A 24,180-nucleotide genomic window follows, 5' to 3' on the forward strand; every position below is an offset into this window, starting at 1 on the left:
ATTCAGTTGTTAAAGAGCGGTTGGTTAAGATCTTTCGTCTCAACCGAGGCGCGCATTCTACAGCAGCCTCATTTGCTGTCAAGTGATTATTTTCATTCAAATCAATCACTTGCGCTAACCAGTTTCAAAGTCCTCGTCAGCGGGAGGCGAATAATACAGGACTGGAATCCGTGGTCAACCCCTCTTCTGAAAATTCTTTTGCGCACCGGGAAGCGCCCTCCGAATACAGCGCTTTTCGAGCCGACGTTATATAGAAGGCGCTCAGTGTAATCATGGCCAACCGTCACAATCCTGTTACCTCCGCCTGTTAACGTCGCGCTCCCCGACCTCAACCCAAGCGCCACACGACTAGAAGGAACCGCCCGAGTTGTTCCCGCCCCTGCCCCGCCAGAAAATCATCCTCCGCTCCGAAGGTCTACGCAGCGACGACTTCGGCGCCCTCTTCTCGAAAATGTTTGGCAATCGCTATAGCGACACACCGCCCCCGCCGTCAAACATCATCATCGGCGGCGTCTATGGTCGGCATGAAGGTGTCAGCTTCCGCCGCATGCATTACTACGGCGACTTCTCGGTGTCCTTCCCCGACCCGCAAGACGAAATCACCTTCGTCATCCCCACCGCCGGCAAAGTCGTTTTCAACCACAGCAGCGAATCCGTCGGCGCCGCGCAAATCGGCCTGGCCATCGACAAAGCCGAAATCCGCTCAATGCACTTTCTCGACAATCATGCCCAGCACGGAATTTCGATCAATCGCAATCAACTCACCGAGCGGTTGTCGACTTTATTAGGCAAACCGATTCTGCAAAAGATCGCCTTCGAGCCGGTGGTGGATCTGAACACCGCAGCATTCCAGGGGATCAAGGCATTGATCGATCTGGCGACGGGCAGCGAGTTCGATCTGCTGATCAACACCGGCACACTCATGCCGTCACGGCTGCGCGAGATGCTGATCGATGCGGTGCTGGAAGCGTGGCCGCACAATTTCACTGAAGCGCTGCGCCGTCCAGCGCCTCTGATTGCGCCACGGCATGTGAAGTTGGCGGTGGAATTCATTCAGGCACATCCGGAGCAGTTGGTCGGTGGCGTGGAGTTGGCGCGTTTGAGCAATGTCAGTCAGCGGGCGCTTCAGGAAGGGTTTCGGCGGTTTGTCGGGACGTCGATTGTGGCGTATCAGCGCCAAGTGAGGTTGCAGCGGGCTTATGAAGCGCTGGCGCAACGGCATGCGAACTCGGTGACTGAGGTGGCGTTGCAGTTTGGCTTCAGCAATGTCGGGCGGTTTTGCCAGTACTTTCAAAATGCTTTTGGCGTCAGCCCGGCAGACTTGAGATCCCGCTCGGGACGCTAGGCACTCGGCCGCCAAACCAGGGCGGCCGGAGTCCATGACATTTAGAACGAATAACTGGCCTTGAGGCTACCGGCGAATCCGTGACTGTCGCCACCACCGCTGGCCCCCACTTCCGCGCCCACGCTGACTGGGCCAAGGCTGGCCATGAGGTTCACACCGCCACTGAACTGATCGCGGTTGTCGAAAGCAGCGCGTTGTTCGATATCCAGTCCCAACAAGTGACCTTCGCTGTCGACCTGATGATCGCCGAGCACATGTTCGTAACCCACGTGCACCCCCGGCACCAACTGCCAATTGCCCACGGGCATCGGCGCGAAGGACACGTCGAGATTGGCCACCGCACTGCGACGGGTTTGCGTGTTGTCATCGACATCCAGAGAAAGCTCGCTGCCCTTCTCCTTGAAGCCGGCAAGATCGAGATGGCTGACGCGCACCCCGAGACTCGGTTCCAGCGTTATCCCATTCACCGGTACGCGGTAGCCCAGTGCCAATGTTGCTCCTGCGAGATTGCCGTGGGTGTCGCCCTTGGCTGAGCCGAGGCCACCACCGAGGTCGCGTTTGCTGTCGTAGTCGATGTAACCGGCGCTGGCGTTGGCATCTATATAGAAGCCGCGCTCCAGACTGGCGAAGCCGTAACGGGCGCCGATGTTGAAAAAGGCGAAATCAGTATCCGCTTCGCCACCCGCCCCTCCTACCGAGCCTTTGCTGTAACCGAAGCCACCGCGGGCGCTGAGTTGTTCGCTGAAGCGCTGGGTGATGCCGACCATCAGGCCTTGGCTGTGCTCGTTGCTGCTATCCGCGTGCGCGGAACCGTCGGTGCCCAAATAGCCGGCGAGCGCGGTCGTCCACAAACGATATTGGCCGACTTTCAGATCGGTGCCGCTGGCGAACGGGGCGGCAGCCTGTTCGATCAGCGCGTTCTGGCGCAGCAGGTAGCTGGCCGCATCGGCGTGAACCTGGCCGCCAACCGTGGACTCGACACCGCCGAGAGTACCGACGTCGATGGCCGACTGCAGATAATAGTTGTAGGCACTGTAGGTGCCGGACAGGTTGCTGTTCTGCAACTCTCGCAACAACTCGGCACCTGCGGCCGCATTGCCGATCAGCCCTGCCTGCCCGGGCAGGCTGTTGTATTCGACCAGTTTGCCGCGCAGGACATAGATCGTTTCCTGCGACAGCCCCAGACCTTGCTTGAGGTAGTTGTCCATGCTGCCGTATTGCGCGGTGACCTCATCGAGACCGGCCTGCAAATAGCTGGCTTCCACACCGAGCAGTGGCGCGTAGATGGCGGCCATGCTTGGCGGCAGAGCCTTGAGGGTCGCGGCGACGCGAGCGGCCGTGTAGTCGTTGGTCGCCAGGTAGTTGGCCATGATCGTCGCGTTGTCGAGCCCGGCGATGCTCTGCAATACCGCAGCGGTCCAGCCAGTGCGGTCCTTGCCGGCCGTGCAATGGAACAGTTGGGCGCCGTCGACACTGGCCAGTTCATTGAACAGTTTGCCGAATTGACCGCGCATCCCCGCGTCGCTGACGAACGCGCGGTTGGTCTGTTCCATCATGGCGATCGCGTCGGCGGCGCTTTTGAATGAGACGGTGGTGATATTCGATCCGGAGGTGGTGCTGCCGATAATGTCGATGTTTTCGTAGGTCGCGCCGCTGAGCATCGTGTCCGGTGTGCCGGCGATTTCGCTGGGGGTGCGCAGGTCGTAAACGGCTTTGATGCCAAGGCTGTTGAGTGTCGCGAGATCCGCCGCCGACGGTGTCAACGCATTCGAACGGTAGAACACGCCACTGCGCATCGTGCCGTCATGGGCCGTGGAGTACGCGGTGGTGAGGCCGGCGATATCACGGAAGTTGTCGATGCTTTTCAGGCGCGGCGTATCGAGAGCAACAGACTCGGCGGCGTGGGCAGCGGCGATGGACAGACTCAGAACGGACAGCGAACACAGAAGACGTTGGAACACAGTGCAGCCTCATGGAATAAGCGTTGGGCTGGCTACTATCTGCAATGAAGTGATACCGAATATGACAGATTGACGCTGGATCGAAATGGCAGCGCGATTGGGCCGTGGTGAGCGTGTTTCGGCCATATCGATACCTTTTAAAGATTTCCCATATGGAGAAGCGGCCTTTTTTCGCCTGTACGATCAGCGCACAGGGCAATTGCTGGGTGAAAGTGAAATTTATGATCTGGTTTTTGATGGCGGGCCTTTGAGCTGGGGTTTCAGAGAGTTGCCCCGGGTCTCGGCCGCCATGATCGACATCGGCCCGAATGCACCTGACTGCATAGGGGATGAGCCGGGCCAACATTGATTACTGAGCTGGCGGAGTTTTGCTTGCGAAGGTGGTGCGCTCCCTTCGCGAGCAAGATTGCTCCTATAGGGGACAGGATTTAGCCTTCTACCCGAATCTGCGTGATGCCAACCTGCTCGGCCTGCGCCAGGATTTCTTGCGGCGTCGAATCTGCCGTGGGCATGAGCAGACTGTTTTCCGCATCGCCATAATGCAATTCCAGAAGATGCATTGCGGCCTCGTGATCGGCGAGTTGTGGCTGTTTGAGTTCGAATGAATGGTTACGAGGCTCGCCGTTGAACAGGTATTCCAGAAGATAGGTGTGCATGGTGTCATCCGCGTTGGAAGAAGAAGTACTGACTATCCTGACTAACCAGTCAGCTCTTGGTTCAACATCATTGCGAACAGGACATGCGCCAATAAATGTCATCGCTCGATCCAAACTTTTCGCGCCACGGGGCGTCCTTTGTTTACACCCCCGTTAAGCTGATCACAGCTAAGGACTGGCAATGACCTTCTTCATTTTCCTTCTGGCCTGCGCGGCTGCGGCGAGCACCGGCATCATTTTCAAGCCGGGCCAATGGTACGAATCACTGGCCAAACCCGGCTTCACCCCACCCAACTGGGCGTTTCCCGTGGCCTGGACGGTGATCTATCTGTTGCTGGCCTGGGCTGGCTATCGTTTAAGCCTGATCCCGGGGAGCCAGACGGTGCTGGCTTTATGGGCCGCACAGATCGCGCTGAATACTTTGTGGACGCCGGTGTTCTTCGGTGCGCATCACATCGTTGCCGGCATGGTAATCCTGACGCTGCTCTGGTTGGTGGTCGCGGCGATGGTGGTGATGGCCGTGCAGCTTGATTTGATCACTGGCTTGATTTTGTTCCCGTATCTGGCGTGGCTGTGTGTTGCTGCGGCATTGAATTTTTCCATCCTGATCAAGAATCGCTGATGCCCCACTCCCTCCGAAAAGCACCCTGGCCCGAAGGCGAGCGCGAATTGGCGCAAGTGCGCGATTTCAACAACAAGCTCGGATGGATGCCGCGCTTTAAAATCCGCAATCGCGTGGTACCACGCATGATTCAAATGTTGCTCCGTGCCAGTCAGCTGGTTGGCGCGGACAAGTTACACAAGCATGGCCTCAAGGCTGAGCGAAAGAGGATTGATAGCGGTGGCGCGGCAGTGCGGATCATTCGCCCAAAAGGCCAATCCGAAGGCGTGGTGCTGGATTTCCACGGCGGCGGCTGGGTGATCGGCAATGCGCAGATGAATGACAACTTCAACATCGCCATCGTCAATACGTGCAACGTGACGGTCGTCTCGGTGGATTATCGCCTGGCGGTATCGACGCCCATCGAGGGCGTGATGGATGACTGCGTGGCAGCCGCTCGCTGGCTGCTCAGCGAGAACGAGTTTGCCGGTCTGCCGGTGATCATCGTTGGTGAATCGGCCGGCGCTCATCTCGCGGCGGCGACGCTTTTGGCGCTGAAAAACTTACCCGGCTTACTGCAACGGGTGAACGGCGCGTTGCTATATTACGGCGTCTACGACATGACCGGAACGCCGAGCGTACGCGAAGCACCGCCAGAAACCCTGCTACTCGACGGACCCGGCATGGTTGAAGCACTGCGCAAACTCACGCCGGAACTGAATGACGAGCAGCGTCGGCAACCGCCGCTGTCACCGCTGTACGGCGACTTCAGCGGCTTTCCGCCAGCCCTGATGTTTGCCGGCGAGCTGGATCCGCTGCGCGACGACACCCTCGATATCGCTGAGCGCTGGATGAAATCAGCGCCCGTGGAGGTGTACCTGTTGCCCTCTTCCCCACACGGTTTCATCCATTTTCCGACAGCCATCGCCGAAAGCGTACTGGCTTACAGTCGTGAGTGGATTTCGGCTCGGGTCGAAACGCAAGCATCGATCACTCGTTCAAATCCTTGATCAGATTCGCCGCGCCTTTGCCTCACATCTTCAACCACAGATGAAGGCAATGGCTCTGCATACCTGCGCAGTCAGTTCATCGCGGGTTTTGCCAGCCCGTGCGCGAATCGAAATGCTGTGCAGCAGCGATGACGCAAGCACCGCCAATGCCCCGGCGTCGACATCCGTTGGCAACTCACCGGAATCAACAGCCCTGCGCAGACGCGCTTCCAGGTCGGCGTCGAGTTGGCTCAGTCGCCGGGAAAGCACCTCACGAATTTCCGGATCCTCTACAGCCTCGGTGGTCGCCGTGCCGATGGCGAAGCAGCCCCGAGGCTGTCCGTCGCCCGAGAAATAAATCGCCAGTTGCCCTTCATAAAAACCGCTGAGTGCCTGCTTCAACGTCAGGCTGCTATCGGCCAGCGCCGCCTGCATGGCGGCGTGCGCGGTTTCCCAATATTGATCGAGTGCCTTGATGTACAGCGCGTGCTTGTCGCCGAACGCGGCGTACAGGCTGGGCCGATTCATCCCCGCCGCCGTGGCAATGCTGTCGAGCGATGCGCCGGAATACCCGGTATTCCAGAACACCCCGAGCGCCTGCTGTAGCGCTGTTTGCGGGTCATAGGCGCGAGGACGGCCACGGCCTTTTCCTTCTGTCGATTTATTTTGTGCCATGTCGTACAAATTCCTTGCATGGAGTAAGCGTCGCTCATATTCTTACACCATCGCACAAAATTAAGGAATCAGAAATTCCTTGATCGGCAGCTTTGTTGTAACGCAGCTGGAATCGGCTGGGATTACGACGAAACAGCGGTACGGAGCGATCCTCCCCCACCGCGCACGGATTTGATTTCTCACAGCAATTAATCACGTCGCGGCCGCGGGCAGTTGCCCGGGTTGGCCCGATTTCCCGAATCAGGGTCCAGCACATTGGAACAACAGATCATGACCAAGCCCTTTGATCTCACCGCAGAACAGGCCAGCGCACAGCCCATCGCGGCGAAAAAACCACTCAAGCAAACGCTGCGTCCGCTGTTGATGGCTGGCGTACCCGCTCTGTTCGCCGTCATCAGTTACAGCAAGTACGTGGCGAACGAGCCATTCGTAGCCACCGATAACGCCTACGCCCGCGTCGCCAAAGCTGCGGTCAATGCGCGGGTTTCCGGGCAAGTGATCGAGATCGCCGTTGACGACAACCAGCGGGTGCACAAGGGTCAGGTGCTGTTTCGTCTCGATCCCCAACCGCTGCAGATCGCCGTTGAGCGCGCCGAAGCGCAACTGGGCAACGCTCGCCTGCGCATCGACGGCCTCAAGGCCAGTTATCGCCAGCAACAGGCCGAGTTGCAATCGGCCAGGGCGTCGGCGGATTACGATCAGAAAGAGTTCGCCCGCAAGAAAGCGCTGATCGCCACCGATTTCGTCTCCCGCGCAAACTATGAGCGTGCCGAAACCGATGTGAAAATCTCGCGCCAACGGATTGCCGCCATCGAGCAACAGATCGCCAGTACCGTCGTCGCCCTCAATGGCGATCCGGACATCGCCATCGACCGTCACCCGACCGTGCGCGAAGCCAAGGCCCAACTCGACCAGGCGCAGCTTTATCTTTCTTACGCCACAGTCACTGCACCCGCCGACGGCATCGTCGCCAAGGTCGACGATCTGCAGGTCGGCAACTACCTCAACAATGGTGGCGCGGCGTTCGCGTTGATTGCCGACCACGATATTTGGGTCGAGGCCAACTTCCGTGAAACCCAACTTACCCATATGCGCCCCGGCCAAACGGCGACGATCACCCTCGATACCTACCCGGATCGTCCGTTCAAAGCCCACGTAACCAGCATCAGCCCTGGCGCCGGTGCTGACTTCGCCCTGCTGCCGCCAGAGAACGCGACGGGTAATTGGGTGAAGGTCGTGCAGCGGGTCCCGGTGCGCCTCGAACTTGACGATGCCGACCCGGCCCTGCCGTTGTTTTCCGGCACGAGCGCGACGGTCGAAGTGGATACCGGGCACCGCACCCCATGGTGGTATCCGCTCAAGTCGTTGTTGTCCGCAGGTCGCTCGTGATGAACGCCCACACGACAACCGCCGAGATGCGTTTGCTGAGATTTGTCGCGCTGCTGGCGACCTATCTGCAATCGGTCAATCTGCCGTTGCCGAATGCGGCCTTGCGCTCGATTCAAGGCAGCCTGTCGATGACCGACGACCAGGCCGGGTGGATTTTCACGTCCTATCTGGCCGCCAGCGCAATCACTTTGCCGGTGGCGCAGTGGCTCGCCGCGAGCTTCGGTTTAAAGCGGGTTTATCAGCTGGCGCTAGTGGCGTTCGCCCTCGGCCTGTGGCTCGGCACCCTGGCTGACACGCCGCTGGAGTTCATCAGTGTGCGCATTATGCAAGGCCTGGCGAGTGGCGTGATTGCGCCGCTGTCGATGGCCATTGCCCTTGAAACCCTGCCTGCTGAACGGCGACCGGCGTTCGCGCCGAAATGGACGGCGCTGGTACTGTTCGGCATCGTCAGCGGGCCCGGCATCGGTGGCTGGATCTGTGAACACTTCGACTGGCGGCCGATGTTTTACGTCAGCCTGCCGCTGACTGCCTACATCTTCCTGGTGGTGACGCTACTGCTCACCGAGAAGAAAGCCGAACAGCGTCCACCGTTCGACTTCTTCGGCCTCGGCACTTTCACCCTCGGCATGATCGCGCTGCAAATGCTCCTTGATCGTGGCGAACGTCTGGACTGGTTCGACTCGCCGGAAATCTGGCTCGAGGCCACGGCGTGCGCGCTCGGGCTGTACCTGTTCATCGTGCATCGGTGGACCGCCAAGGTGCATTTCCTCAGCAAGGGTTTGCTCGCCGACCGTAATTTCGTGCTGTCGACGGTGATGTTCTTCGCCCTCGGTTTCGTGCTGTTGTCGACCATGGCGCTGACCTCACCGATGCTCGACGAAATCCTCGGCTACCCACCGGACACCACTGGTTTCCTGACCATCCCCCGTGGCATCGGATTGGTCGGCACGTTCCTGCTGATGGGCCGTGCGCCTGCGTGGATCGACAACCGCGCCTTCATCGCCGCCGGCATCGCGCTGGTGGTGTACGCCAATTGGCTGATGCTCGGCTACTCGCCGTTGATGGACTGGACGCCCGTGGCGGTGACCGGGTTCATCCAGGGTGTCGGCCTCGGCATCTTGATGCCGGCGCTGAGCAAAGCGGCGTTCGGCACCCTCGAGGCAAAACTGCGTCCGGAAGCCACCGGGATCTTCAACCTGATGCGCGTCTATGGCAGCACCCTCGGCGTAGCCGTTGTGCAGATCTACTTCTTCAACAACACCCAGGCGATGCACGTGGCGCTGGCCAGCCAACTGACGCCTTACCGAGTGCCGCTGCCGACCTCGCTGCCGGCGCTTGAAAACCTCAACCACCTGGTGACCCATCAAGCGGCGTTCATTGCGGTGATGGGCCAATTCAAGATCCTGATGATGGCGATGCTCGTGGTGAGCCCGCTGGTGTTGTTTCTGCGCAAACCTGTGGAGTCTGGAAAATGAACACCTCTATGTGCTTCACCCGCTGTGCAATCCCGAGCACGCTCAGTGCGCTGGCGATGGTGGTCATGCTCAGCGCCTGCAGCGTCGGCCCCGAGTTTCAGCGACCCGCCGCGAGTTCATCGCAGCATTACGATCAACAGGCCGAACGACAGTCTGCCGATCAGCGCTTCGCCATGGGCCAACGCATTAACGGTAACTGGTGGACTGCCCTGCGCTCACCGAAACTTGATCAGGTGATGCACCGCGCCATCGACGGCAACCTCGAACTGGTGGCGGCCGATGCGACGATTCGCAGTGCTGCGGCATCTGTTTCGGCGGCAGAAGGTGCGCTGTATCCGCAAGTGGATTTCGGCGCGACGGCCGGACGACAACGCAGCCACAACCAACCGGAACCGAGCATCGCGAATGTTTACGCGATCGGGCCACGGGTGGCGTTCGATCTGGATGCGTTCGGCGGCAACCAACGCATAGTTGAAGGCCAGCAGGCGCTGACCGATTTGCAGAAACATCGCTACGAAGCGGCGTACCTCACGCTGACCGGTGACGTTGCGCGCCAGGCATTACTGCTCGCCTCGGCCAACGCACAGATCGAGGCCGTGCAGACGCTGTTGCGCAACGATGCGAAAAATCTCGATCTGGTCCAGCGCGCGCAGCAGAGCGGCACCACCACCCGCATCGACGTCGCACTGGCCGAAACGCGCCTTGCACAGGATCGCACCCTGTTGCCGCCGCTCGCCCAGCAACGCGATGCGGCGCGGCATGCGCTGTCGATCCTCGCCGGCAAAGGCCCGGCAGACTGGGTCGCGCCAGACTTCAGCCTGGACGACTTCGCCCTGCCGTCGAGCATTCCGGTGAGCCTGCCCTCGGAAATGGCCCGCAGCCGCCCGGATATCCTTCAAGCGGAATCCGAACTGCACATGGCCAGCGCGGCAGTCGGCGTGGCGACGGCCAATCTCTACCCGCGTGTCGAACTTTCCGCCTCGCTGGTGCAAGCCGCCTCCGGCAATGGTGGCGCAGCACTGTGGGGATTCGCCGCCGGGCTGAGCGCACCGATCTTCAATGGCGGCACCCTCAAAGCCGAACGTCAGGCAGCAGTTGAAGGCTACAACGCGTCGCTCGCCCGCTATCAACAAACCGTCATCGCGTCGTTTGGCCAGATCGCCGACAGCCTGCAAGCGATCAAACACGGCACCGAACAAAACCTCGCGCAGGACGATGCCTTGCGCGCCGCCGACAGCAGCTTCCGCTTGAACCAACAGGCTTATGCCCAAGGTGAAAACAGTGTTCTGCAAGTGCTCGAAGCTGAACGCGCCTACGAGCAGGCGCTGCTCGGACAAATCCGCGTGAAGACTGCGCGCTATCTCGACACGGTGCAGCTGTTCGTCGCGCTCGGCGGCAATGTCGTCGGTGTCCTGGAGCAAAAACTCGCCACGCGCGAACACCCCGATCAACAACCGCTGTAATGATCGAACCTGGAGAAAAATCATGACCTACGAAGCCTTTCACGATGAACTTCGCGACACCCGCTGGCCGCTGAACAATGGCGCAGGCTCGATGCCCGCCGTGGGGTTCGGCACACTGTTCCGCGATTTGAGCACCACCACTGACGCAGTCAAATGCGCGCTTGAAGTCGGCTTTCGCCACTTCGATTGTGCCGAACGCTATCGCAACGAAGAGCAGATCGGCGTGGCGTTCCAACAGGTTTTCGCGGCCGGCAACATTCGCCGCGAAGACGTGTTTATCACCACCAAACTGTGGAACACCAACCACCGCCCCGATCGGGTCAAACCGGCATTCGAAGCAAGCTGCCAGCGGTTGCAGACCGATTACATCGACTGCTACCTGATCCACACGCCGTTCGCGTTCAAAGCAGGAGACGACCAGGACCCACGCGACCCGTTCGGCCACGTCATCTACGATGGCGAGACCAAGCTGATCGACACTTGGCGCGCACTCGAAAGCCTGGTGGATGAAGGCCGTTGCCGGTCCATTGGCCTCTCGGACATCACCCTTGATGCGCTGAAGGCGATCGTTGCCGAGGCGCGGATCAAACCCGCCGTGGTGCAAATCGAATCGCATCCGTACCTGCCGGAATGGGAAATGCTCGATTTCTGCAAACAGCACGGCATCATCGTTCTGGCATTCGCGCCTTTGGGGCATGGCATGCAACCGAACGTACTGGAAGATGCGGTGCTCAGCGGGATCGCCCGGCATGTGCAGAAAACCCCGGCGCAAGTGGCATTGGCCTGGGCAGTGCAACGTGGCACAGCGTTTTTGACGACGTCAGCGACGCCGGGACGTATTCAGGAAAACTTTGATATCGCGACGCTGCCGCAACGGGCGATGCACGAGATCAAGGAAGAGATTACGACGCGGATTCGCTTCAACTCGGTCGTGGAGACTGGTGTACCGGGTTTCATTGCGCGGCAAAAATGACCTGCAACCAAGCGGCCTCTTGCGAGGCCGTCTTTTATACTCTCCCCTCTTATTGATCGAGACGAAAACGATGGACGTGTTCCAAAGCATGCGTTTTTTCATCGCCGTCGCGCAAAGTGGCAGCTTTACCGCGGCCGCCGAACTGCTCGACACCACCACGACCAACGTCTCCAAAAGCGTTTCAGCCCTCGAAGCCCGCCTCCATACCCGTTTGATCAACCGCACCACACGCCGCCTCGCCCTCACCGAAGCCGGCGCGCGCTACCTGCAACGCTGCGAAAAAATCCTCGATGATGTGCGCGAGGCCGACGATGAAGCCGGCACCGCCCAGTCCCTGCCCGCCGGCCGTTTGAAAATCCACGCCATGTCAGCCATCGGCAACCACTACGTCATCGACGCCATCGCTCGCTACCGCGAGATTCACCCCGGTGTGATGTTCGACCTGACGCTGACCAATCGCCTGCCGGACTTGCTCGAGGAAGGCTATGACATGTCCATCGTGCTGGCCCGCGACTTGCCCGATTCCGGCTTCGTCGCGCAGCGCCTCGGCATCACCTACAGCATTCTTTGCGCCGCGCCGGGCTACCTGGAAAAACACGGAGTGCCCGAGTCGCCGCATAGCCTCGGCGCGCATGAGTGCCTGCGCATCGTCAACACGGTGATGCCGGTGGAGAACTGGACGTTCGAAGGCCCGCAAGGCATGGAAACCATCACCATCCCTGTGTCGCCGTTGCACATCAATACCGCTGACGGCATGAGCATCGCGATCAAGAAAGGCATGGGCATCGGCATTCAGCCGATCGCATCGGCCGTGGATGGCCTGAGAGCGGGAGCGTTGGTGAGGGTATTGCCGGAGTATCGGCTGGAGGAGTTGAACCTGTTCGCGATCTATCCGTCGCGCAAGTTCGTCGATGCGAAAATCAAAACCTGGGTGGAGTTTCTCAAAGAATCGATACCTGCGTTGCTGGCATCGGACGAAGACATCGTTAGCGTAAAAAACCGCGTGTGACGGGCATGGAGTGTCGACCCTCCATCGCCTGCACCGGACTCAACTGGAGCAGCCGGTACCCATCACTTGATACTGCAGAACATGGCGCTCGCCATGGGAATCTTCATACGTCATCCGCACCGGTACGGGGGAGCACTCATTTGTAGGTTCAGTGATCGAGACCACGTGGGCGATATCGAGGTTGGTCGAGTAGCTGTAAGTCTGCACCGGGGTATCTTGTGCTGGGGCGTTCTCTGCAAACGCCTGCGCGCCGAAACTGCCAAGCACTAAAACCATCGCCATTTTCGTCATGTTCATGATGTTCACCGTCTCGTTGAGTGGACCGCTTCGGCTTGATTACCGGCGGCTTGAGGACGATGTTATGGGGTGACGGCCGTGCTAAAAATCGGTCGCGGGGACAAACACTGTTGCCGGAAAAGGCATGAATATGGCGTGACTTCCTGGCCCGGTGAAACACGCCCCCCAGCACAGTGCGTTAGCTAACGCAGGGATGACCCGCCGTCAGAAACGTTCATCGAGTATCGCCGGCAAGGTCAGCTCCTTGACGAAGCTTGCCGAGGACAGACTCAAGATCATCCGCACGATCTGCATGCTCATGTGGACGGGCATCCAAGCAGCCGATTCATGGATTGGCAATCAACAGGTTGCTTCCAGATATTCGAGGCGAAAAAAAGCCCGGCTGATGAGGCCGGGCTCTTGTCGAGTACTACGGTCGAACCCTGCATTCACGCGGCACGGCGTTCGAGCAGACGGTCTGCACCACCTTCGGCAACCAGATTACCGTTCAGACGATCCGAACCATTGGCAGCGACAGCATCACTGAACAGTGGATTGGTTTCGGTCGCGGCGGCGACGGCATCGCTGAACAACGGATCGGTTTGGGTGGCTGCGGCAACAGCGTCGCTGAACAATGGATCGGTTTGAGTCGCAGCGGCGACAGCATCGCTAAACAATGGATCGGTTTGGGTCGCGGCAGCAACAGCGTTCAGTGCGAAGAGCGAGAAGGCGATGCCGAGAAGGGTTTGGCGTTTCATGGTGATTTGCTCCGATGTGCAGTGGTTAGGAATGGAGCCGATCTTACGCCGAGGTTCTGATATGAAAACCTGATTGCGTTAATGGTTGTTATTGATGCAGTCAATGAAGCCACCTGACATCGACTGCAACACCGTCAAACGGCCCCGCCACTCATTTCTGCTGCGACGCCTCATAGTCTGGAAGCTTGATGGCGTCTGCCTTGGGCGAAAGGATTTTTGCGAACAACGTCTTGAATCCCGGCGCGGTGGCCAGCCTCAAGACTGCGTGACCAAAAGCGATGCCAAGGCGCGAATGCGGTGATGCCAGTCTCGGTGCAAACCCGGGTACGCTTTGCGCCTGATCGACGTAAGGCCGCATCAGTTTTTCATAGGCCGCAAACGCTTCAGTGTGATCAGCGTGACGCCCCAGCTCGCCCGCCAACACATAAGCGCCGCACAGCCCAAGACTGGTACCCATGCCACTGATCGGCGATGCACAATAAGCCGCGTCACCCAACAGCGCGATGCGCCCCTTGGACCACTGCGACATCTTCACTTGCCCCACCGCTTCCAGATACAGATCGCTCGTCTCATCCAGCGCGGCAAGTATGCGCGGCGTCTGCCAACCAGCGTCAGCAAACAGTCGCTTGAGCAATGATTTCTGCTCGTCCTGCGTGAGTTTCTCGTAGCCGCTCGGTGCCTGTTGAAAAGACAAAAACGCTCGTGTCGTGCCCAGATTGTCCGGGCGCAAACAGACACATCGACCTCCCGGGATGTTGTGCCAGCGCATAATCCGGCCGTCGCTCGGCTGCCGAGGCACAGTGAAATAGGCGGTATATAAATTGAGCGGACGGCGCCGGACTTCATCGCCAAACACCTGATTGCGTGTCGTCGACCCAATACCCTCGGCCACCAGCACCAGATCGTAAACCTGCTCGTCACCCTTCTCGAACCGCACACGAACCTGCTCGCCTTCGTCCTCTATGGCGGCAACGCTGTCGCCGAATCGGTACGTCACGCGGTCCTGACTGTGCTCGATCAATAGCTTGGCGAGTTCACCGCGAAGGATTTCCAGCTCGGCTATCGGCCCCTCGCCCTCGAAGGCATTGACGCCAATGAACGCCTTGGTCTGGTTGTCTTTATCAACAAAAGCGATGCCTTGCTCATGCGTGGTATTGGCCCGTATCAGTTCCTCCAGCCCCATTCGCCGAACCACTTCCCGACCAGCGCCACGTACGTCGATAGTCTGTCCGCCATCGCGAAATTCCGGCGCCCTCTCTACCACGGTGACGTCCTTGCCCTGCCGGGACAGCCAGTAAGCCAGCGCGGGGCCGGCGATGCTTGCTCCGGTCACGAGAATTTTCTGTGGGTTCATCACTTGTCCTGGTTTTCATGGTTGGCAGCGCTCTCGCCCGGCAAGGTGCTGCGATAGACCTCGATCACCTGCCCGAGAAACGCCTCGACCACCGCACGATCCTGACCATCAAGTGTGCCGAGCACCGCGCCCAGACCATTGAGCATCGGCGCAATATGCCGATAAGCCTGCGCCACCGACTCGGGCACAGGACACACCAGCACCCGGCGCTTGTCATCGAGTTGGCGTTCACGAATCACGTGCCCTGCACGTTCCAGCCGGTCAATGACCTGCGTGATGCCCGCCGTGGTCACTGAGAGGCGCGCAGCCAGCTCGGTCGGCGGCAAAGGCCCGTCGGTGATCAAGTGCTCAAGCGCCGCAACGTCGGTTTGATTGATGCCCAAGGCCACCCCCAGATTGCCGGCGGCCTTGCGCGTCAGGATGGCGATTTGTTGCAACTGTTGGCCGACCGGATCACTGGCGATCTGCAGATTGCGTGGGTCTTCGACCGAGCTTGAGGGCGATGAGAAGGACTTCGTGGGCATGGGAAATTCGGAGACTCGAGGTGGCGAGGCGCCAACTTAACATTTAGCTAACTTGCTTAGCTAGTTTAATCACGAAGCTCAGCCCGATTCTGTATTTCTGACTATTCTTCGGACGACGTCACCGGGCTTGACCGTTGAATCTCGCTTTAGCGCCGTGATGAAAGTCAGACCCTTATCAGCAGATCAAGAGAAGAGAGATTGTGTGATACCGGACTATCGCATCCGCATCTACTGTTTCATCGCTGCCCTGCTTTGCCTGCTCTGCACTTGGGCACTCAGCGAGCATCTCTACGACGCGCTGACTCTTGGGCAACTCGATGTAATGACAGGCCGAAGTCCCTACAAGATCAAAGAACATTTCGTCTTCAGCGAACAGCCATGGCGCTTCAGTGGGTACCTGTTGCGCGACGTGGCGGCGTTCATTGCATCAAGTGGTGCAGGCTTGTGGTTTGTATCGGGAATCGTAAGAGGACGGCGAGCGTTCGGCCGCTGGCGGGGGAAGTTTCGATGAAGATTGCTGGCCTCAGGGATGCTCGGTTGATGGAGTAGTTGTTGAGCGAAGGAGGTCTTTCAATAGCGGCTGCTTTCGGTCCAGGTTGTGTGATAACACACTGGATCGTTGAGCCTGGGAGTTGCTTAGGTAGCTAACGCCATTGATAGGAGGCTCCCTTGACCAGTTGCCGTCGAGCCTTGGCAGTAAGCCACGGAAAACTTGACTCAAGACGAGCATCTACGAGCAAGCAACCCTCAGCAAAGTCTTTGCTCGATAGCCAGCTTGAGCCGTCAATTGCTGTAGTCCATATGCTTTGCAGTTTTTCACGGGAATTTATATCCAGCGAAGGTGACGCTGATAAAACCTCATAAAAACTCCAAGGCTGTTCCCATCTATCGAATTTTTCTATCTCTAAAACCAGTATGCGATACGGGCCCATTTCGGTACCTAATGATTTGATTACGCGGGAGCCATAGGATGGCGTTCCGCCGAACGGTGCAAATTAATCGACTATTTGGCAAGACATTTAATGAGCGCCTTCTTGTCACACTCTTCCCGGAAGTTGTGAACCGGTCACAAGCCTGAGAGGCTAGTGTGTCGTTTACCATAAGGACATACGGAAATGAGCACGCAAAAAATTTTGGTTACAGGGGCTGCTGGCCGGATCGGCAGAGCTTTCTGGACAGCGCGAGACGATAAGTCAGATCTGCGCCTGGCCGATGTAGACGTATCAACACTCCCAGACTCGGCCCAACGTTTCTCTCTCGACATCAGAGATCAAGCCAGCTGCCTTGAAGCCTGCGCAGGCATGGACACCGTGATTCATCTCGCTGCTGATCCGAACGCGGACGCTGAATTCACGTCTTCACTGCTGCCTGTGAATATTGTCGGTGCCTACAACATGCTGTTTGCCGCAAAAACTCAAGGCTGCAAGCGCTTCATATTCGCGAGCAGTGCGCAGGCGATTGAAGGTTATCCAAAGGATGTCCAGGTACATGAATGGATGGCCCCCAGACCCGGGAATCTTTACGGGGTCAGCAAGGCGTTTGGTGAAGCACTGGCTTCGATGTATGCCAACGATGGGCAAATGACAACAATCGCAGTCCGTATTGCTAACGTAGCTGAATTTCACCCAGGGGAAACTCACAGCCCTCGGGACGTAGCTGCGTTTATCAGTTATCGGGATGTCGTCGCATTACTTTGGCGTTGCGTTGAGGCCGAGCTGACTGGATTCCATGTTGTCCATGGAGTTTCAGATAACCGCTACAAACGCCTTTCGATTGATAAGACCAGAAAAGCCGTTGGGTACGCGCCCCTCGACGACGCTTTTAAGATTCTGGAAGGACACGCTCAAGCTGATTGATGGCAGGTGCCTTTCAGTTACAACCGTTATAGCCTTGCCCTGGACATTCCCTCGGGAGTCACCGACCAAAATCGGTGGCTCCTGAAGAGACGTGCATCACCTCACCCGCATCGACAACTCGATATCATCCGCAAACGGCACCGACAGATAACCGTTCTGCGGTGCCCGCACGTAAGCCAGATATTCCGGGCAGTAGTCGGTGTTATCCGCCACCACCAGCGCCCCCGGTTTCAGGTGTTTTTCGACCAGGTTCAACACGTCGCCATACAACGCCTTGGCCCCGTCGAGCAGGAGCAGATCGACAGATTCCGGCAAGTCGGATGCCAATGTCACAAGCGCATCGCCTTCACGAATTTCCACCAGATCGCTGACGCCGCCCTCAATGAAGTGATGGCGCGCCAGAGCAATCTTCGACGGTTCGAATTCGCTGCCGATCAGCACACCGCCACCGTTATCGCGCAGCGCTGCAGCCAGGTGCAGAGTGGACAGGCCGAACGAGGTGCCGAACTCGACGATTGCCTTGGCCTTGGCATTGCGCGCCAGCATGTACAGGAGTTTGCCGGTGTCGCGGGAGACCGGCAGCCACAGGTCCTTGAGCAGTTCATAGAGTTTCAGGTAGTCGGTCTTGCTGTGCATCAAGCGTTCGCGCTCTTCGCCAGACACCGTCGCAAGCACCGGGCTAGTGGCGGCGCTGGCCTGGTTGTAAAGGCGTTCGATGAGGCTTGCCAAGGGCTCAGTGGTCAGGGTCGTCATGATTGCTTTCCATCAGTTGGGGACTAAAATGCGAGTGATTCGTCGCCTTTAAATGATGCGAGTGATTCAGCACATCCGCTATTCGCATTCCCCACCAAGGTCCGAGTTGCTCATGACCCACCGCCAAACCGCCCGTATTTCCTCACGCAAACAGCCGCAGCAGGCGCGTTCCACTGATCTGGTTGCGGCCATTCTGCAGGCGGCTATTCAGGTTTTGACCGAGCACGGTGCCAGCCGTTTTACCACTGCACGGGTCGCGGAAAAGGCTGGCGTGAGTATTGGCTCGTTGTACCAATACTTCCCCAACAAGGCTGCGATTCTGTTCCGCTTGCAGAGCGATGAGTGGCGGCACACCACGCAAATGTTGCAGCGGATTCTGCAAAACCTCGAAGAGCCGCCGCTCGATCGCCTGCGCACGCTGGTGCAGGCGTTCATTCGTTCGGAGTGCGAGGAAGCGCAGATGCGCGGCGCCCTGAACGACGCGGCGCCGCTCTATCGCGACGCCCCCGAGGCCCAGGAAGTGCGCGCGTCGGGCCAACAGATCTTCGCCGCCTTCATGTTGGAATTGCTGCCCGATGTCGGCGACCCGATCCGCACAGCGGCCTGCGATCTGCTATTGACCACGCTGAGTTCGGTCGGCAAAGACTTCTCCGGCAGCCCGCGAAGCGAACTGCAAATCAACGGTTTCGCCGATGGGTTGGCGGATATGTTCAGTGCTTATGTGGTGTCGCTCAATCAACCGTGAGCAGCCACCACTCCCGCGTTAGAGAAATCGCGAAATATTCGCCATCGCACGCTCTATGTAAATGTCCTTCTCCCCCACCGGCGCGACGTAATGCAACGCGCTGCGTGCAGCCTCGACATCAACAAGACGAGCGATGAACCAGGCCGCCAGGTACTGCGAAGCCAGACAGCCGCCGGCGGTTGCGACATTGCCCTTGGCCACGAACGGTTGATTGAGCACGGCCACGCCGGCTTCTTCAACCCATGGTTTGGTGATCAGATCTGTGCAGGCCGGCACATCGGCGAGCAGGCCCAGTTTGGCCAGAATGAGAGTGCCCGAGCATTGAGCGCCCAGCAGTTGTCGCGCAGGATCAAACCTCAGCCGTGACATCTGCTCGGCATTCGCGACCACCTCGCGGGTCAGCCTTCCGCTGCCCACCAGCACAGCGTCCGCGTCGCAGGCGTCCTCCAGTGACGCATGGGCCTCAATCATCAGGCCGTTCATTGACTGCACCTTGGTTGCAGGGCTAGCGATAGACACTCGCCAACCGGGTTGCTGAACTCGATTGAGGATGTTGAACGCGATGAGCGAGTCCAGTTCGTTGAAGCCTTCGAAGGTAAGGATGGCGATGTGCATTGAACGCCTCGGCCGGGTGAGATTATTCAGCGCCAGCGTAAAATCGATCACCCTGCACAATCAAAAAATTGTCATGCATACGCTCGTGATAATCCCGTGGCATGTCCGTTGGTAAACCTCCCTCGGCGTTCGCTTCTCGCCCACAAGCAGACGCCAGCCGTCCCCACGGTTATGATCCAGTCACTCCAACTGAATGGACCCACACCATGCCAACCGCGCAACTCCGCCCTACCCCCGCGCCACTGCTCAAGCCCGGCGAAACGGTGGTGCTGTTCGACGGGGTGTGCAAACTCTGCAATGGCTGGGCGCGGTTCCTGATTCGGCATGATCATCAGCGCCGTGTGCGCCTGGCGGCGGTGCAGTCGCCCGAGGGCCAGGCGCTGCTCGCGTGGGCGGGTTTGCCGCTGGATCAGTTCGACACCATGGCGGTGATTCGTGACCGGCATTACTGGGAACGCTCGGATGCCTTTTTCGAAGTCATCAAGCAGTTGTCCGGCCGCTGGCAGCCTTTGCGACTGCTGCGGATTTTCCCGCGTGTGCTGCGCGACTGGGGCTATGACCGCATTGCGCTGAATCGCTATCGGCTGTTCGGCAAATACGATACCTGTCTGTTGCCCGATCCTGACCACGAACAGCGTTTTCTGAAAATGGCGGCGCCGTCTGCCTGATTAGCCTGTTCAGCGCTGCCCGTCAGAAAACTGCACGGACAGGCTCAAGTTGGCCGGATCGTTGATCGCCGCCAGATATTCATCGACGCTGATTTCGCCGACACATGGACGAGCGCCGGATGACGGCACGTAGCCCCGAGCCATTTTTGTCGCCAGCGCCACAGCGGCGCAGCTGGGAATTTCCGGGCCCTTGTCATTCAGGGCGGTCAGTTGCGCGGTCATGGACAGCGGTTTGCCGTCAACGCCCACGCCCTGAACATCAATGTACATCGCACTTTTGCCATCGCCGAAACGTTCGAACCGAGTGCCCAGTCGATGCAGGCGCGCCGCCCAGATCGCATGGTCGCGCACCAGCCCGAATTTCAGTGCCTGCGCCAACAGACCATTGGCGATACCACCAAGTTTCAGCCCGGCGCCGGCCTGAAAACTGAGGTTTTGTGCGCCATAACGACCGGCAAAAATATCCATGTCCGGCACGTCGACGTTGGCCAGCAACCGAGTGCCCAATTGCGGCATCTTGCGCAAGGTCAGATCCAGCCAGCCGGACACCTCATGCACCTGACCGTTCTTCAATTGCCGGATCGGTTTACCGGCGTAGGCCAGCACACCTTCGATGGTCGACAACCCCGGCATCTTCGCCGAGGAGGAAATGCCGTGTGCGATGGCGTCGATACGGGAGAAGCGCTGACGCTGCTGATCGATGATCGCGGAAGAAAGCGTTGGCACCGAACTGCAACCACTGAGGATCGCCACACCCGCCGCTTTCGCCCGCTCATTGAGCAGGCCCACGCCGTTGACGAAAGTTCGGCAGTCAGCCAGATCACAGTAATTCACCGAGGCGGCGATGCAACTCTCGGCAACCGCATAGGACTGCCCTTGAAACGGGCCACCGGTATGAACCACCAAATGGATGTTCAGCAAGCTCAGAGCGGCGCTGAACTCCGGCCCCATGGCATCGCCACACCAACCTTCGGCAACGGCCCCCGATTGGCTGTTCAACTCATCGAGCTTGCCTTGCAACTTGTCCGGATTACGCCCGGACAGCACCAACTCCACACCGCGCATGCCCGCCAGATGCCGGCAAACAATGCTGCCGAAATTACCGTAGCCACCGACCACCATCACCCTGAACTGCATGTCTTCTGTCCCTGACTGCGAGGCTGTTATCAGCCTAAAACGGATACCCACGTACTGGCCGTGGAGAATATAGATCCGTGTACCCGCACGCCACACCCGACGCGCGGGAGGTGTGGCGGATCAGTCATAAGGCCGGAACCCGCCCCTTACCGCGTGGTATCAAGCACCAGTCGGCCGTGTAAATGACGACCGAGGCTTTTATCGATGGCCGCTGCCGCGTCACTCAAGGGGTAAGCCTCAACCTCAACGGTCAGGTGGCCCTTGTCGAATAACCCGGCGATCAGCGACAGCTGCCGGCCATCAGAGCGGGTGGCGAAGTGGACCGGTGTAATGCCGTAGTCGTTTGCCAGGGTCATGTTTGGCGCGCTCACGGGGGATACCAGCACACCGTTTCTTTTCAGCACTGCGAACGAGCGCTTCTGCGTTTCACCGCCGACCAGGTCCAGCACCACATCCATGCCGGACACCTGTTCTTCGAAGGCCTGGGCGGTGTAGTCGATGGTGTGGTTGGCACCGAGTGCCTTGAGGTACGCATGATGGTGCGCAGATGCCGTGGCATAGACCTCGGCGCCCAGATATCTGGCGATCTGCACGGCCATACTGCCGACACCACCCGCAGCGGCGTGAATCAACACTTTCTGCCGCCGTTGCACGCCGGCGTGTTCGGTGAGTGCCTGCCACGCTGTCAACGCGCTGGCGGGCACCGCGCCGGCCTGCAACGCACTCAGCGAGCGAGGCTTGAGCGCCAGTTTTTCTACCGGGGCCACCGCTTTGCTCGCATAGCCGCCGACGATGTTGATGAAACCGAATACCTCGTCGCCGAGGCTGAAGCCGGTGACGCCGTCACCCTTGGCGATCACGGTCCCGGCCACTTCAACGCCCGGTGTGAACGGCATTGGCAGCGGGATGAACGCCTGCATGGCACCCGAGAGGATTTTCCAGTCAATCGGATTGACCCCGGCGGCGGCGACCTGAATCAGCACCTCGCCAGCTCCAGCAACCGGATCGGCAACCTCTTCCAGACGCAACGCTGCAGAACCGCCGTACTCGTAAACACGCAAAGCCTTCATCACAATCTCCACTGTTTAACGGGTTGATCAAACGTCTGTTGCCAGGGCTCTCCCCTGGCAACAGCGCGACTCAAGTACGGCGTGCGTCGAGGCTGAAGCGACCGGCACCGAAGGCCACCACCTGCAACAGGCCACCGGCCATGGCGATATTCTTGAAGAAGTGGATGAACTGGTTCTGATCGCCCAGCGCGTTATGGAAAGCCAGGGCAGTCATCACGCTGAACAGCGCCAATACCGCCGCCACGGTGCGAGTGCGATAGCCAGCGATCAGCGCCAGGCCACCGCCGATTTCAACGATGATCGCCACGGCCAACGCCACGGATGGCAGCGGTAGCCCGACGGAGCTGATGTACCCGATCATCATTGCCGGCGCGGCCAGTTTGGAGAAACCGGAGAGGATGAAAATCGCGCTGAGCAGTACACGGCCGATCAACGCGGCCGAGGCTTGAGCGACATCGGCGCGTGACTGTTCAGCGACTTGTGGTTGAGCGGTGTTTGCAGAAATGGTCATCGGTATTTCCTTCAAAAGTTCGGGGGTTCGGCGTGAACCGCCCTGTTGAAGAAAATCTTGCGCTGCAACGACTCATCTGAATAGCTGACTAATTTAGATCATCACGTTCTAAAAAATAGACAAGCTGAGTACGCAGCATTCGGTTATATCTGCGTGACCCACCCCGTCATGTTCGAGGCTGCGACGATGATTTCCGACCCGGGCACACCAACCCTGGACCAACTGCGCGTGTTCCTGACCGTCGTCGACGTCGGCAGTTTTGCCGGGGCCGCGAGGAAGCTGCACCGCGCCACTTCGGTGGTCAGCTATTCGATTGCCAACTTGGAAATGCAGCTCGGCGTGTCGCTGTTCGATCGCCAGACCACCCGCAAACCGCAACTCACCGAGGCCGGCCGCACGGTGCTGGCCGAAGCGCGGACCATCGCCCAAGGCGTGCACGGCTTGCGCGCCAAAGTGAAAGGTTTGCTGCAAGGGCTGGAAGCCGAAGTGCATCTGGTACTCGATGTGATGCTGCCGCCCGAGCGTGTGGTCGACGCGCTGAAATCCTTTCGCGAAGCCTTCCCCACCGTTGCTCTGCACTTGCACATGGAGGCGCTTGGGGCCGTCACGGAGCTGGTCATCAACGGTAACGCCATCGTCGGAGTCAGCGGGCCGATGAACGAAGGCATCGACGGTATCGAGAGAATCGCAGTCGGCAGCGTCGAGCTGATTCCGGTGGCAGATCCCGGGCATCCGTTGGCCTCAAGCGAGTCGAATGCGCCGGGGGCCGGGCGCGAGTTCACTCAACTGGTGCTGTCCGACCGTTCGCGGCTGACCAAGGACCGGGAGTTCGCCGTGCTCAGCAACCGCACCTGGCGGTTGGCGGACCTCGGCGCCAAACACATGCTGCTGCGCGAAGGCATCGGCTGGGGCAACATGCCGGTCCCGATGGTCGAAGAGGACTTGCGCAGCGGTCGTCTGGTACGCCTGCAGTTGCCGGAATACGAGAGCGGCATTTACACCTTCGACGTCATCTATCGCACCGATCTGCCACCCGGCCCGGCGGCGCGGTGGTTGATCGAGCGCTTTGTGCAACAGGGGGCGGCGCAGCAGGCATAGGCCGGTCCGAAAAGTTGACGAACGGTCTGTCGAATGTTCAGATGCCGCCCAGTTTCAGGTGTCCCATGCCGCCGTGCATGGGGTGAAACGGGAAACCGGTAGGTTCTTTTCGAACAAGTCCGGTGCTGCCCCCGCAACGGTATACGCGTGATGTTTTCGACACACCACTGTGGCCAAAAAGCCATGGGAAGGTGAAGGCATCGATACGCGTGAGCCCGGAGACCGGCCTGGAATTTCTGTTTGGCAAAATCCTGCGGTGGGCGGGCATGGGCCGGTATT

The 24,180-nt window shown here is 59.1% G+C and carries 26 protein-coding genes, 1 pseudogene and 1 riboswitch; of the genes and pseudogenes, 14 read left to right on the forward strand and 13 right to left on the reverse strand.

The window, feature by feature from the left end; translation table 11 throughout:
• Window positions 1–367: 367 nt before the first annotated feature.
• Window positions 368–1,345 carry an AraC family transcriptional regulator gene (locus ACIOWE_RS20515; protein ID WP_401395113.1) on the forward strand — a complete coding sequence of 326 codons (978 nt, stop codon included), beginning with the start codon at window positions 368–370 and terminating at the stop codon, window positions 1,343–1,345.
• 41 nt (window positions 1,346–1,386) lie between these two features.
• Here the strand turns inward: ACIOWE_RS20515 and ACIOWE_RS20520 are convergent, their stop codons facing one another.
• Window positions 1,387–3,306, reverse strand: coding sequence for a tyrosine-protein phosphatase (locus tag ACIOWE_RS20520; protein ID WP_401395116.1), 1,920 nt, complete (start codon window positions 3,304–3,306; stop codon window positions 1,387–1,389).
• A gap of 85 nt (window positions 3,307–3,391) precedes the next feature.
• On the opposite strand from ACIOWE_RS20520, the gene ACIOWE_RS20525 reads away from it, so the two are divergent.
• Complete coding sequence (locus tag ACIOWE_RS20525) at window positions 3,392–3,655, forward strand: hypothetical protein (protein ID WP_401395119.1); 264 nt, start codon at window positions 3,392–3,394, stop codon at window positions 3,653–3,655.
• Between the two features lie 79 nt (window positions 3,656–3,734).
• Here ACIOWE_RS20525 and ACIOWE_RS20530 read toward each other — a convergent pair whose 3' ends face one another.
• Window positions 3,735–3,962 carry a hypothetical protein gene (locus ACIOWE_RS20530; protein ID WP_401395122.1) on the reverse strand — a complete coding sequence of 76 codons (228 nt, stop codon included), beginning with the start codon at window positions 3,960–3,962 and terminating at the stop codon, window positions 3,735–3,737.
• A 181-nt stretch (window positions 3,963–4,143) separates the two neighbouring features.
• Between ACIOWE_RS20530 and ACIOWE_RS20535 the strand changes: the two genes are divergently transcribed.
• Together ACIOWE_RS20535 and ACIOWE_RS20540 are read left to right on the forward strand one after the other, a co-directional pair.
• Complete coding sequence (locus tag ACIOWE_RS20535) at window positions 4,144–4,584, forward strand: TspO/MBR family protein (protein WP_401395125.1); 441 nt, start codon at window positions 4,144–4,146, stop codon at window positions 4,582–4,584.
• Window positions 4,584–5,573, forward strand: coding sequence for an alpha/beta hydrolase fold domain-containing protein (locus ACIOWE_RS20540; protein ID WP_401395127.1), 990 nt, complete (start codon window positions 4,584–4,586; stop codon window positions 5,571–5,573). Before ACIOWE_RS20535 ends, ACIOWE_RS20540 begins: the two co-directional genes overlap by 1 nt.
• A 30-nt stretch (window positions 5,574–5,603) precedes the next feature.
• On the opposite strand, the gene ACIOWE_RS20545 is transcribed toward ACIOWE_RS20540, so the two are convergent.
• The gene (locus ACIOWE_RS20545; protein WP_401395130.1) at window positions 5,604–6,227 is read right to left on the reverse strand and encodes a TetR/AcrR family transcriptional regulator; all 624 of its coding nucleotides are present in this window, start codon (window positions 6,225–6,227) and stop codon (window positions 5,604–5,606) included.
• Between the two features lie 270 nt (window positions 6,228–6,497).
• Between ACIOWE_RS20545 and ACIOWE_RS20550 the strand changes: the two genes are divergently transcribed.
• The 5 genes from ACIOWE_RS20550 to ACIOWE_RS20570 all read left to right on the forward strand — a co-directional run bounded on the left by ACIOWE_RS20550 (window position 6,498) and on the right by ACIOWE_RS20570 (window position 12,536).
• Complete coding sequence (locus ACIOWE_RS20550; RefSeq protein WP_401395132.1) at window positions 6,498–7,616, forward strand: HlyD family secretion protein; 1,119 nt, start codon at window positions 6,498–6,500, stop codon at window positions 7,614–7,616.
• Window positions 7,616–9,091 (forward strand): DHA2 family efflux MFS transporter permease subunit, encoded by a 1,476-nt coding sequence (locus tag ACIOWE_RS20555; protein ID WP_401395135.1) that lies wholly within the window; start codon window positions 7,616–7,618, stop codon window positions 9,089–9,091. The genes ACIOWE_RS20550 and ACIOWE_RS20555 overlap by 1 nt, the downstream gene beginning before the upstream one ends.
• An 8-nt stretch (window positions 9,092–9,099) precedes the next feature.
• Complete coding sequence (locus ACIOWE_RS20560) at window positions 9,100–10,554, forward strand: efflux transporter outer membrane subunit (protein WP_401395289.1); 1,455 nt, start codon at window positions 9,100–9,102, stop codon at window positions 10,552–10,554.
• Between the two features lie 22 nt (window positions 10,555–10,576).
• Entirely contained in the window at window positions 10,577–11,527 is a 951-nt protein-coding gene (locus ACIOWE_RS20565) for an aldo/keto reductase (RefSeq protein WP_401395138.1), read from the forward strand.
• 70 nt (window positions 11,528–11,597) lie between these two features.
• Window positions 11,598–12,536, forward strand: a complete 939-nt coding sequence (locus ACIOWE_RS20570; RefSeq protein ID WP_401395141.1) for a LysR family transcriptional regulator — start codon at window positions 11,598–11,600, stop codon at window positions 12,534–12,536.
• Between the two features lie 39 nt (window positions 12,537–12,575).
• On the opposite strand, the gene ACIOWE_RS20575 is transcribed toward ACIOWE_RS20570, so the two are convergent.
• The 5 genes and pseudogenes from ACIOWE_RS20575 to ACIOWE_RS20595 all read right to left on the reverse strand — a co-directional run bounded on the left by ACIOWE_RS20575 (window position 12,576) and on the right by ACIOWE_RS20595 (window position 15,448).
• On the reverse strand, window positions 12,576–12,833 hold the full coding sequence (locus ACIOWE_RS20575; protein WP_401395144.1) for a DUF2790 domain-containing protein: 258 nt from the start codon (window positions 12,831–12,833) through the stop codon (window positions 12,576–12,578).
• Between the two features lie 204 nt (window positions 12,834–13,037).
• Window positions 13,038–13,145 (reverse strand): annotated as a pseudogene (locus tag ACIOWE_RS20580) (SDR family NAD(P)-dependent oxidoreductase); the annotation flags it as partial.
• A 116-nt stretch (window positions 13,146–13,261) separates the two neighbouring features.
• Window positions 13,262–13,570 (reverse strand): hypothetical protein, encoded by a 309-nt coding sequence (locus tag ACIOWE_RS20585; protein ID WP_401395147.1) that lies wholly within the window; start codon window positions 13,568–13,570, stop codon window positions 13,262–13,264.
• 151 nt (window positions 13,571–13,721) lie between these two features.
• Window positions 13,722–14,924 carry an FAD-dependent monooxygenase gene (locus ACIOWE_RS20590; RefSeq protein ID WP_401395149.1) on the reverse strand — a complete coding sequence of 401 codons (1,203 nt, stop codon included), beginning with the start codon at window positions 14,922–14,924 and terminating at the stop codon, window positions 13,722–13,724.
• Entirely contained in the window at window positions 14,924–15,448 is a 525-nt protein-coding gene (locus ACIOWE_RS20595; RefSeq protein WP_401395151.1) for a MarR family winged helix-turn-helix transcriptional regulator, read from the reverse strand. Before ACIOWE_RS20595 ends, ACIOWE_RS20590 begins: the two co-directional genes overlap by 1 nt.
• Before the next feature lie 127 nt (window positions 15,449–15,575).
• On the opposite strand from ACIOWE_RS20595, the gene ACIOWE_RS20600 reads away from it, so the two are divergent.
• Both ACIOWE_RS20600 and ACIOWE_RS20605 read left to right on the forward strand, forming a co-directional pair.
• The gene (locus ACIOWE_RS20600) at window positions 15,576–15,959 is read left to right on the forward strand and encodes a hypothetical protein (RefSeq protein ID WP_401395154.1); all 384 of its coding nucleotides are present in this window, start codon (window positions 15,576–15,578) and stop codon (window positions 15,957–15,959) included.
• Between the two features lie 604 nt (window positions 15,960–16,563).
• Complete coding sequence (locus tag ACIOWE_RS20605; RefSeq protein ID WP_401395157.1) at window positions 16,564–17,304, forward strand: NAD-dependent epimerase/dehydratase family protein; 741 nt, start codon at window positions 16,564–16,566, stop codon at window positions 17,302–17,304.
• A gap of 96 nt (window positions 17,305–17,400) precedes the next feature.
• Here ACIOWE_RS20605 and ACIOWE_RS20610 read toward each other — a convergent pair whose 3' ends face one another.
• The gene (locus ACIOWE_RS20610) at window positions 17,401–18,057 is read right to left on the reverse strand and encodes an O-methyltransferase (protein WP_401395160.1); all 657 of its coding nucleotides are present in this window, start codon (window positions 18,055–18,057) and stop codon (window positions 17,401–17,403) included.
• 112 nt (window positions 18,058–18,169) lie between these two features.
• Here ACIOWE_RS20610 and ACIOWE_RS20615 point away from each other — a divergent pair, with 112 nt between their 5' ends.
• Entirely contained in the window at window positions 18,170–18,802 is a 633-nt protein-coding gene (locus tag ACIOWE_RS20615; RefSeq protein ID WP_401395163.1) for a TetR family transcriptional regulator, read from the forward strand.
• A gap of 18 nt (window positions 18,803–18,820) precedes the next feature.
• On the opposite strand, the gene ACIOWE_RS20620 is transcribed toward ACIOWE_RS20615, so the two are convergent.
• Entirely contained in the window at window positions 18,821–19,417 is a 597-nt protein-coding gene (locus tag ACIOWE_RS20620; RefSeq protein ID WP_401395166.1) for a DJ-1/PfpI family protein, read from the reverse strand.
• A 206-nt stretch (window positions 19,418–19,623) separates the two neighbouring features.
• Here ACIOWE_RS20620 and ACIOWE_RS20625 point away from each other — a divergent pair, with 206 nt between their 5' ends.
• Entirely contained in the window at window positions 19,624–20,085 is a 462-nt protein-coding gene (locus ACIOWE_RS20625; RefSeq protein ID WP_401395168.1) for a thiol-disulfide oxidoreductase DCC family protein, read from the forward strand.
• A 9-nt stretch (window positions 20,086–20,094) separates the two neighbouring features.
• On the opposite strand, the gene ACIOWE_RS20630 is transcribed toward ACIOWE_RS20625, so the two are convergent.
• From ACIOWE_RS20630 to ACIOWE_RS20640, 3 genes are all read right to left on the reverse strand, one after another.
• Window positions 20,095–21,222, reverse strand: a complete 1,128-nt coding sequence (locus tag ACIOWE_RS20630; RefSeq protein ID WP_401395171.1) for a saccharopine dehydrogenase — start codon at window positions 21,220–21,222, stop codon at window positions 20,095–20,097.
• 146 nt (window positions 21,223–21,368) lie between these two features.
• Window positions 21,369–22,292 (reverse strand): NADP-dependent oxidoreductase, encoded by a 924-nt coding sequence (locus tag ACIOWE_RS20635; RefSeq protein ID WP_401395174.1) that lies wholly within the window; start codon window positions 22,290–22,292, stop codon window positions 21,369–21,371.
• Window positions 22,293–22,362: 70 nt separating this feature from the next.
• Window positions 22,363–22,803: a DoxX family protein gene (locus ACIOWE_RS20640; protein WP_401395177.1), complete on the reverse strand. Its 441-nt coding sequence runs from the start codon at window positions 22,801–22,803 to the stop codon at window positions 22,363–22,365.
• Window positions 22,804–22,989: 186 nt separating this feature from the next.
• On the opposite strand from ACIOWE_RS20640, the gene ACIOWE_RS20645 reads away from it, so the two are divergent.
• Entirely contained in the window at window positions 22,990–23,901 is a 912-nt protein-coding gene (locus ACIOWE_RS20645) for a LysR family transcriptional regulator (protein WP_401395292.1), read from the forward strand.
• 39 nt (window positions 23,902–23,940) lie between these two features.
• Window positions 23,941–24,147, forward strand: a riboswitch (cobalamin riboswitch).
• Window positions 24,148–24,180 lie beyond the last annotated feature (33 nt).

It is taken from the genome of Pseudomonas sp. NPDC087598 (genome assembly GCF_044743525.1).
Classification (GTDB): domain Bacteria; phylum Pseudomonadota; class Gammaproteobacteria; order Pseudomonadales; family Pseudomonadaceae; genus Aquipseudomonas.

Coding starts and splice junctions, on each gene's coding strand:
- ACIOWE_RS20540 (WP_401395127.1), top strand. CDS start 4,584: ATGCCCCACTCCCTCCGAAAAGCACCCTGGCCCGAAGGCGAGCGCGAA.
- ACIOWE_RS20555 (WP_401395135.1), top strand. CDS start 7,616: ATGAACGCCCACACGACAACCGCCGAGATGCGTTTGCTGAGATTTGTC.
- ACIOWE_RS20615 (WP_401395163.1), top strand. CDS start 18,170: ATGACCCACCGCCAAACCGCCCGTATTTCCTCACGCAAACAGCCGCAG.
- ACIOWE_RS20620 (WP_401395166.1), bottom strand. CDS start 19,417: ATGCACATCGCCATCCTTACCTTCGAAGGCTTCAACGAACTGGACTCG.
- ACIOWE_RS20570 (WP_401395141.1), top strand. CDS start 11,598: ATGGACGTGTTCCAAAGCATGCGTTTTTTCATCGCCGTCGCGCAAAGT.
- ACIOWE_RS20640 (WP_401395177.1), bottom strand. CDS start 22,803: ATGACCATTTCTGCAAACACCGCTCAACCACAAGTCGCTGAACAGTCA.
- ACIOWE_RS20575 (WP_401395144.1), bottom strand. CDS start 12,833: ATGAACATGACGAAAATGGCGATGGTTTTAGTGCTTGGCAGTTTCGGC.
- ACIOWE_RS20635 (WP_401395174.1), bottom strand. CDS start 22,292: ATGAAGGCTTTGCGTGTTTACGAGTACGGCGGTTCTGCAGCGTTGCGT.
- ACIOWE_RS20545 (WP_401395130.1), bottom strand. CDS start 6,227: ATGGCACAAAATAAATCGACAGAAGGAAAAGGCCGTGGCCGTCCTCGC.
- ACIOWE_RS20530 (WP_401395122.1), bottom strand. CDS start 3,962: ATGCACACCTATCTTCTGGAATACCTGTTCAACGGCGAGCCTCGTAAC.
- ACIOWE_RS20645 (WP_401395292.1), top strand. CDS start 22,990: ATGATTTCCGACCCGGGCACACCAACCCTGGACCAACTGCGCGTGTTC.
- ACIOWE_RS20610 (WP_401395160.1), bottom strand. CDS start 18,057: ATGACGACCCTGACCACTGAGCCCTTGGCAAGCCTCATCGAACGCCTT.
- ACIOWE_RS20550 (WP_401395132.1), top strand. CDS start 6,498: ATGACCAAGCCCTTTGATCTCACCGCAGAACAGGCCAGCGCACAGCCC.
- ACIOWE_RS20625 (WP_401395168.1), top strand. CDS start 19,624: ATGCCAACCGCGCAACTCCGCCCTACCCCCGCGCCACTGCTCAAGCCC.
- ACIOWE_RS20560 (WP_401395289.1), top strand. CDS start 9,100: ATGTGCTTCACCCGCTGTGCAATCCCGAGCACGCTCAGTGCGCTGGCG.
- ACIOWE_RS20595 (WP_401395151.1), bottom strand. CDS start 15,448: ATGCCCACGAAGTCCTTCTCATCGCCCTCAAGCTCGGTCGAAGACCCA.
- ACIOWE_RS20535 (WP_401395125.1), top strand. CDS start 4,144: ATGACCTTCTTCATTTTCCTTCTGGCCTGCGCGGCTGCGGCGAGCACC.
- ACIOWE_RS20630 (WP_401395171.1), bottom strand. CDS start 21,222: ATGCAGTTCAGGGTGATGGTGGTCGGTGGCTACGGTAATTTCGGCAGC.
- ACIOWE_RS20525 (WP_401395119.1), top strand. CDS start 3,392: ATGGCAGCGCGATTGGGCCGTGGTGAGCGTGTTTCGGCCATATCGATA.
- ACIOWE_RS20605 (WP_401395157.1), top strand. CDS start 16,564: ATGAGCACGCAAAAAATTTTGGTTACAGGGGCTGCTGGCCGGATCGGC.
- ACIOWE_RS20565 (WP_401395138.1), top strand. CDS start 10,577: ATGACCTACGAAGCCTTTCACGATGAACTTCGCGACACCCGCTGGCCG.
- ACIOWE_RS20585 (WP_401395147.1), bottom strand. CDS start 13,570: ATGAAACGCCAAACCCTTCTCGGCATCGCCTTCTCGCTCTTCGCACTG.
- ACIOWE_RS20590 (WP_401395149.1), bottom strand. CDS start 14,924: ATGAACCCACAGAAAATTCTCGTGACCGGAGCAAGCATCGCCGGCCCC.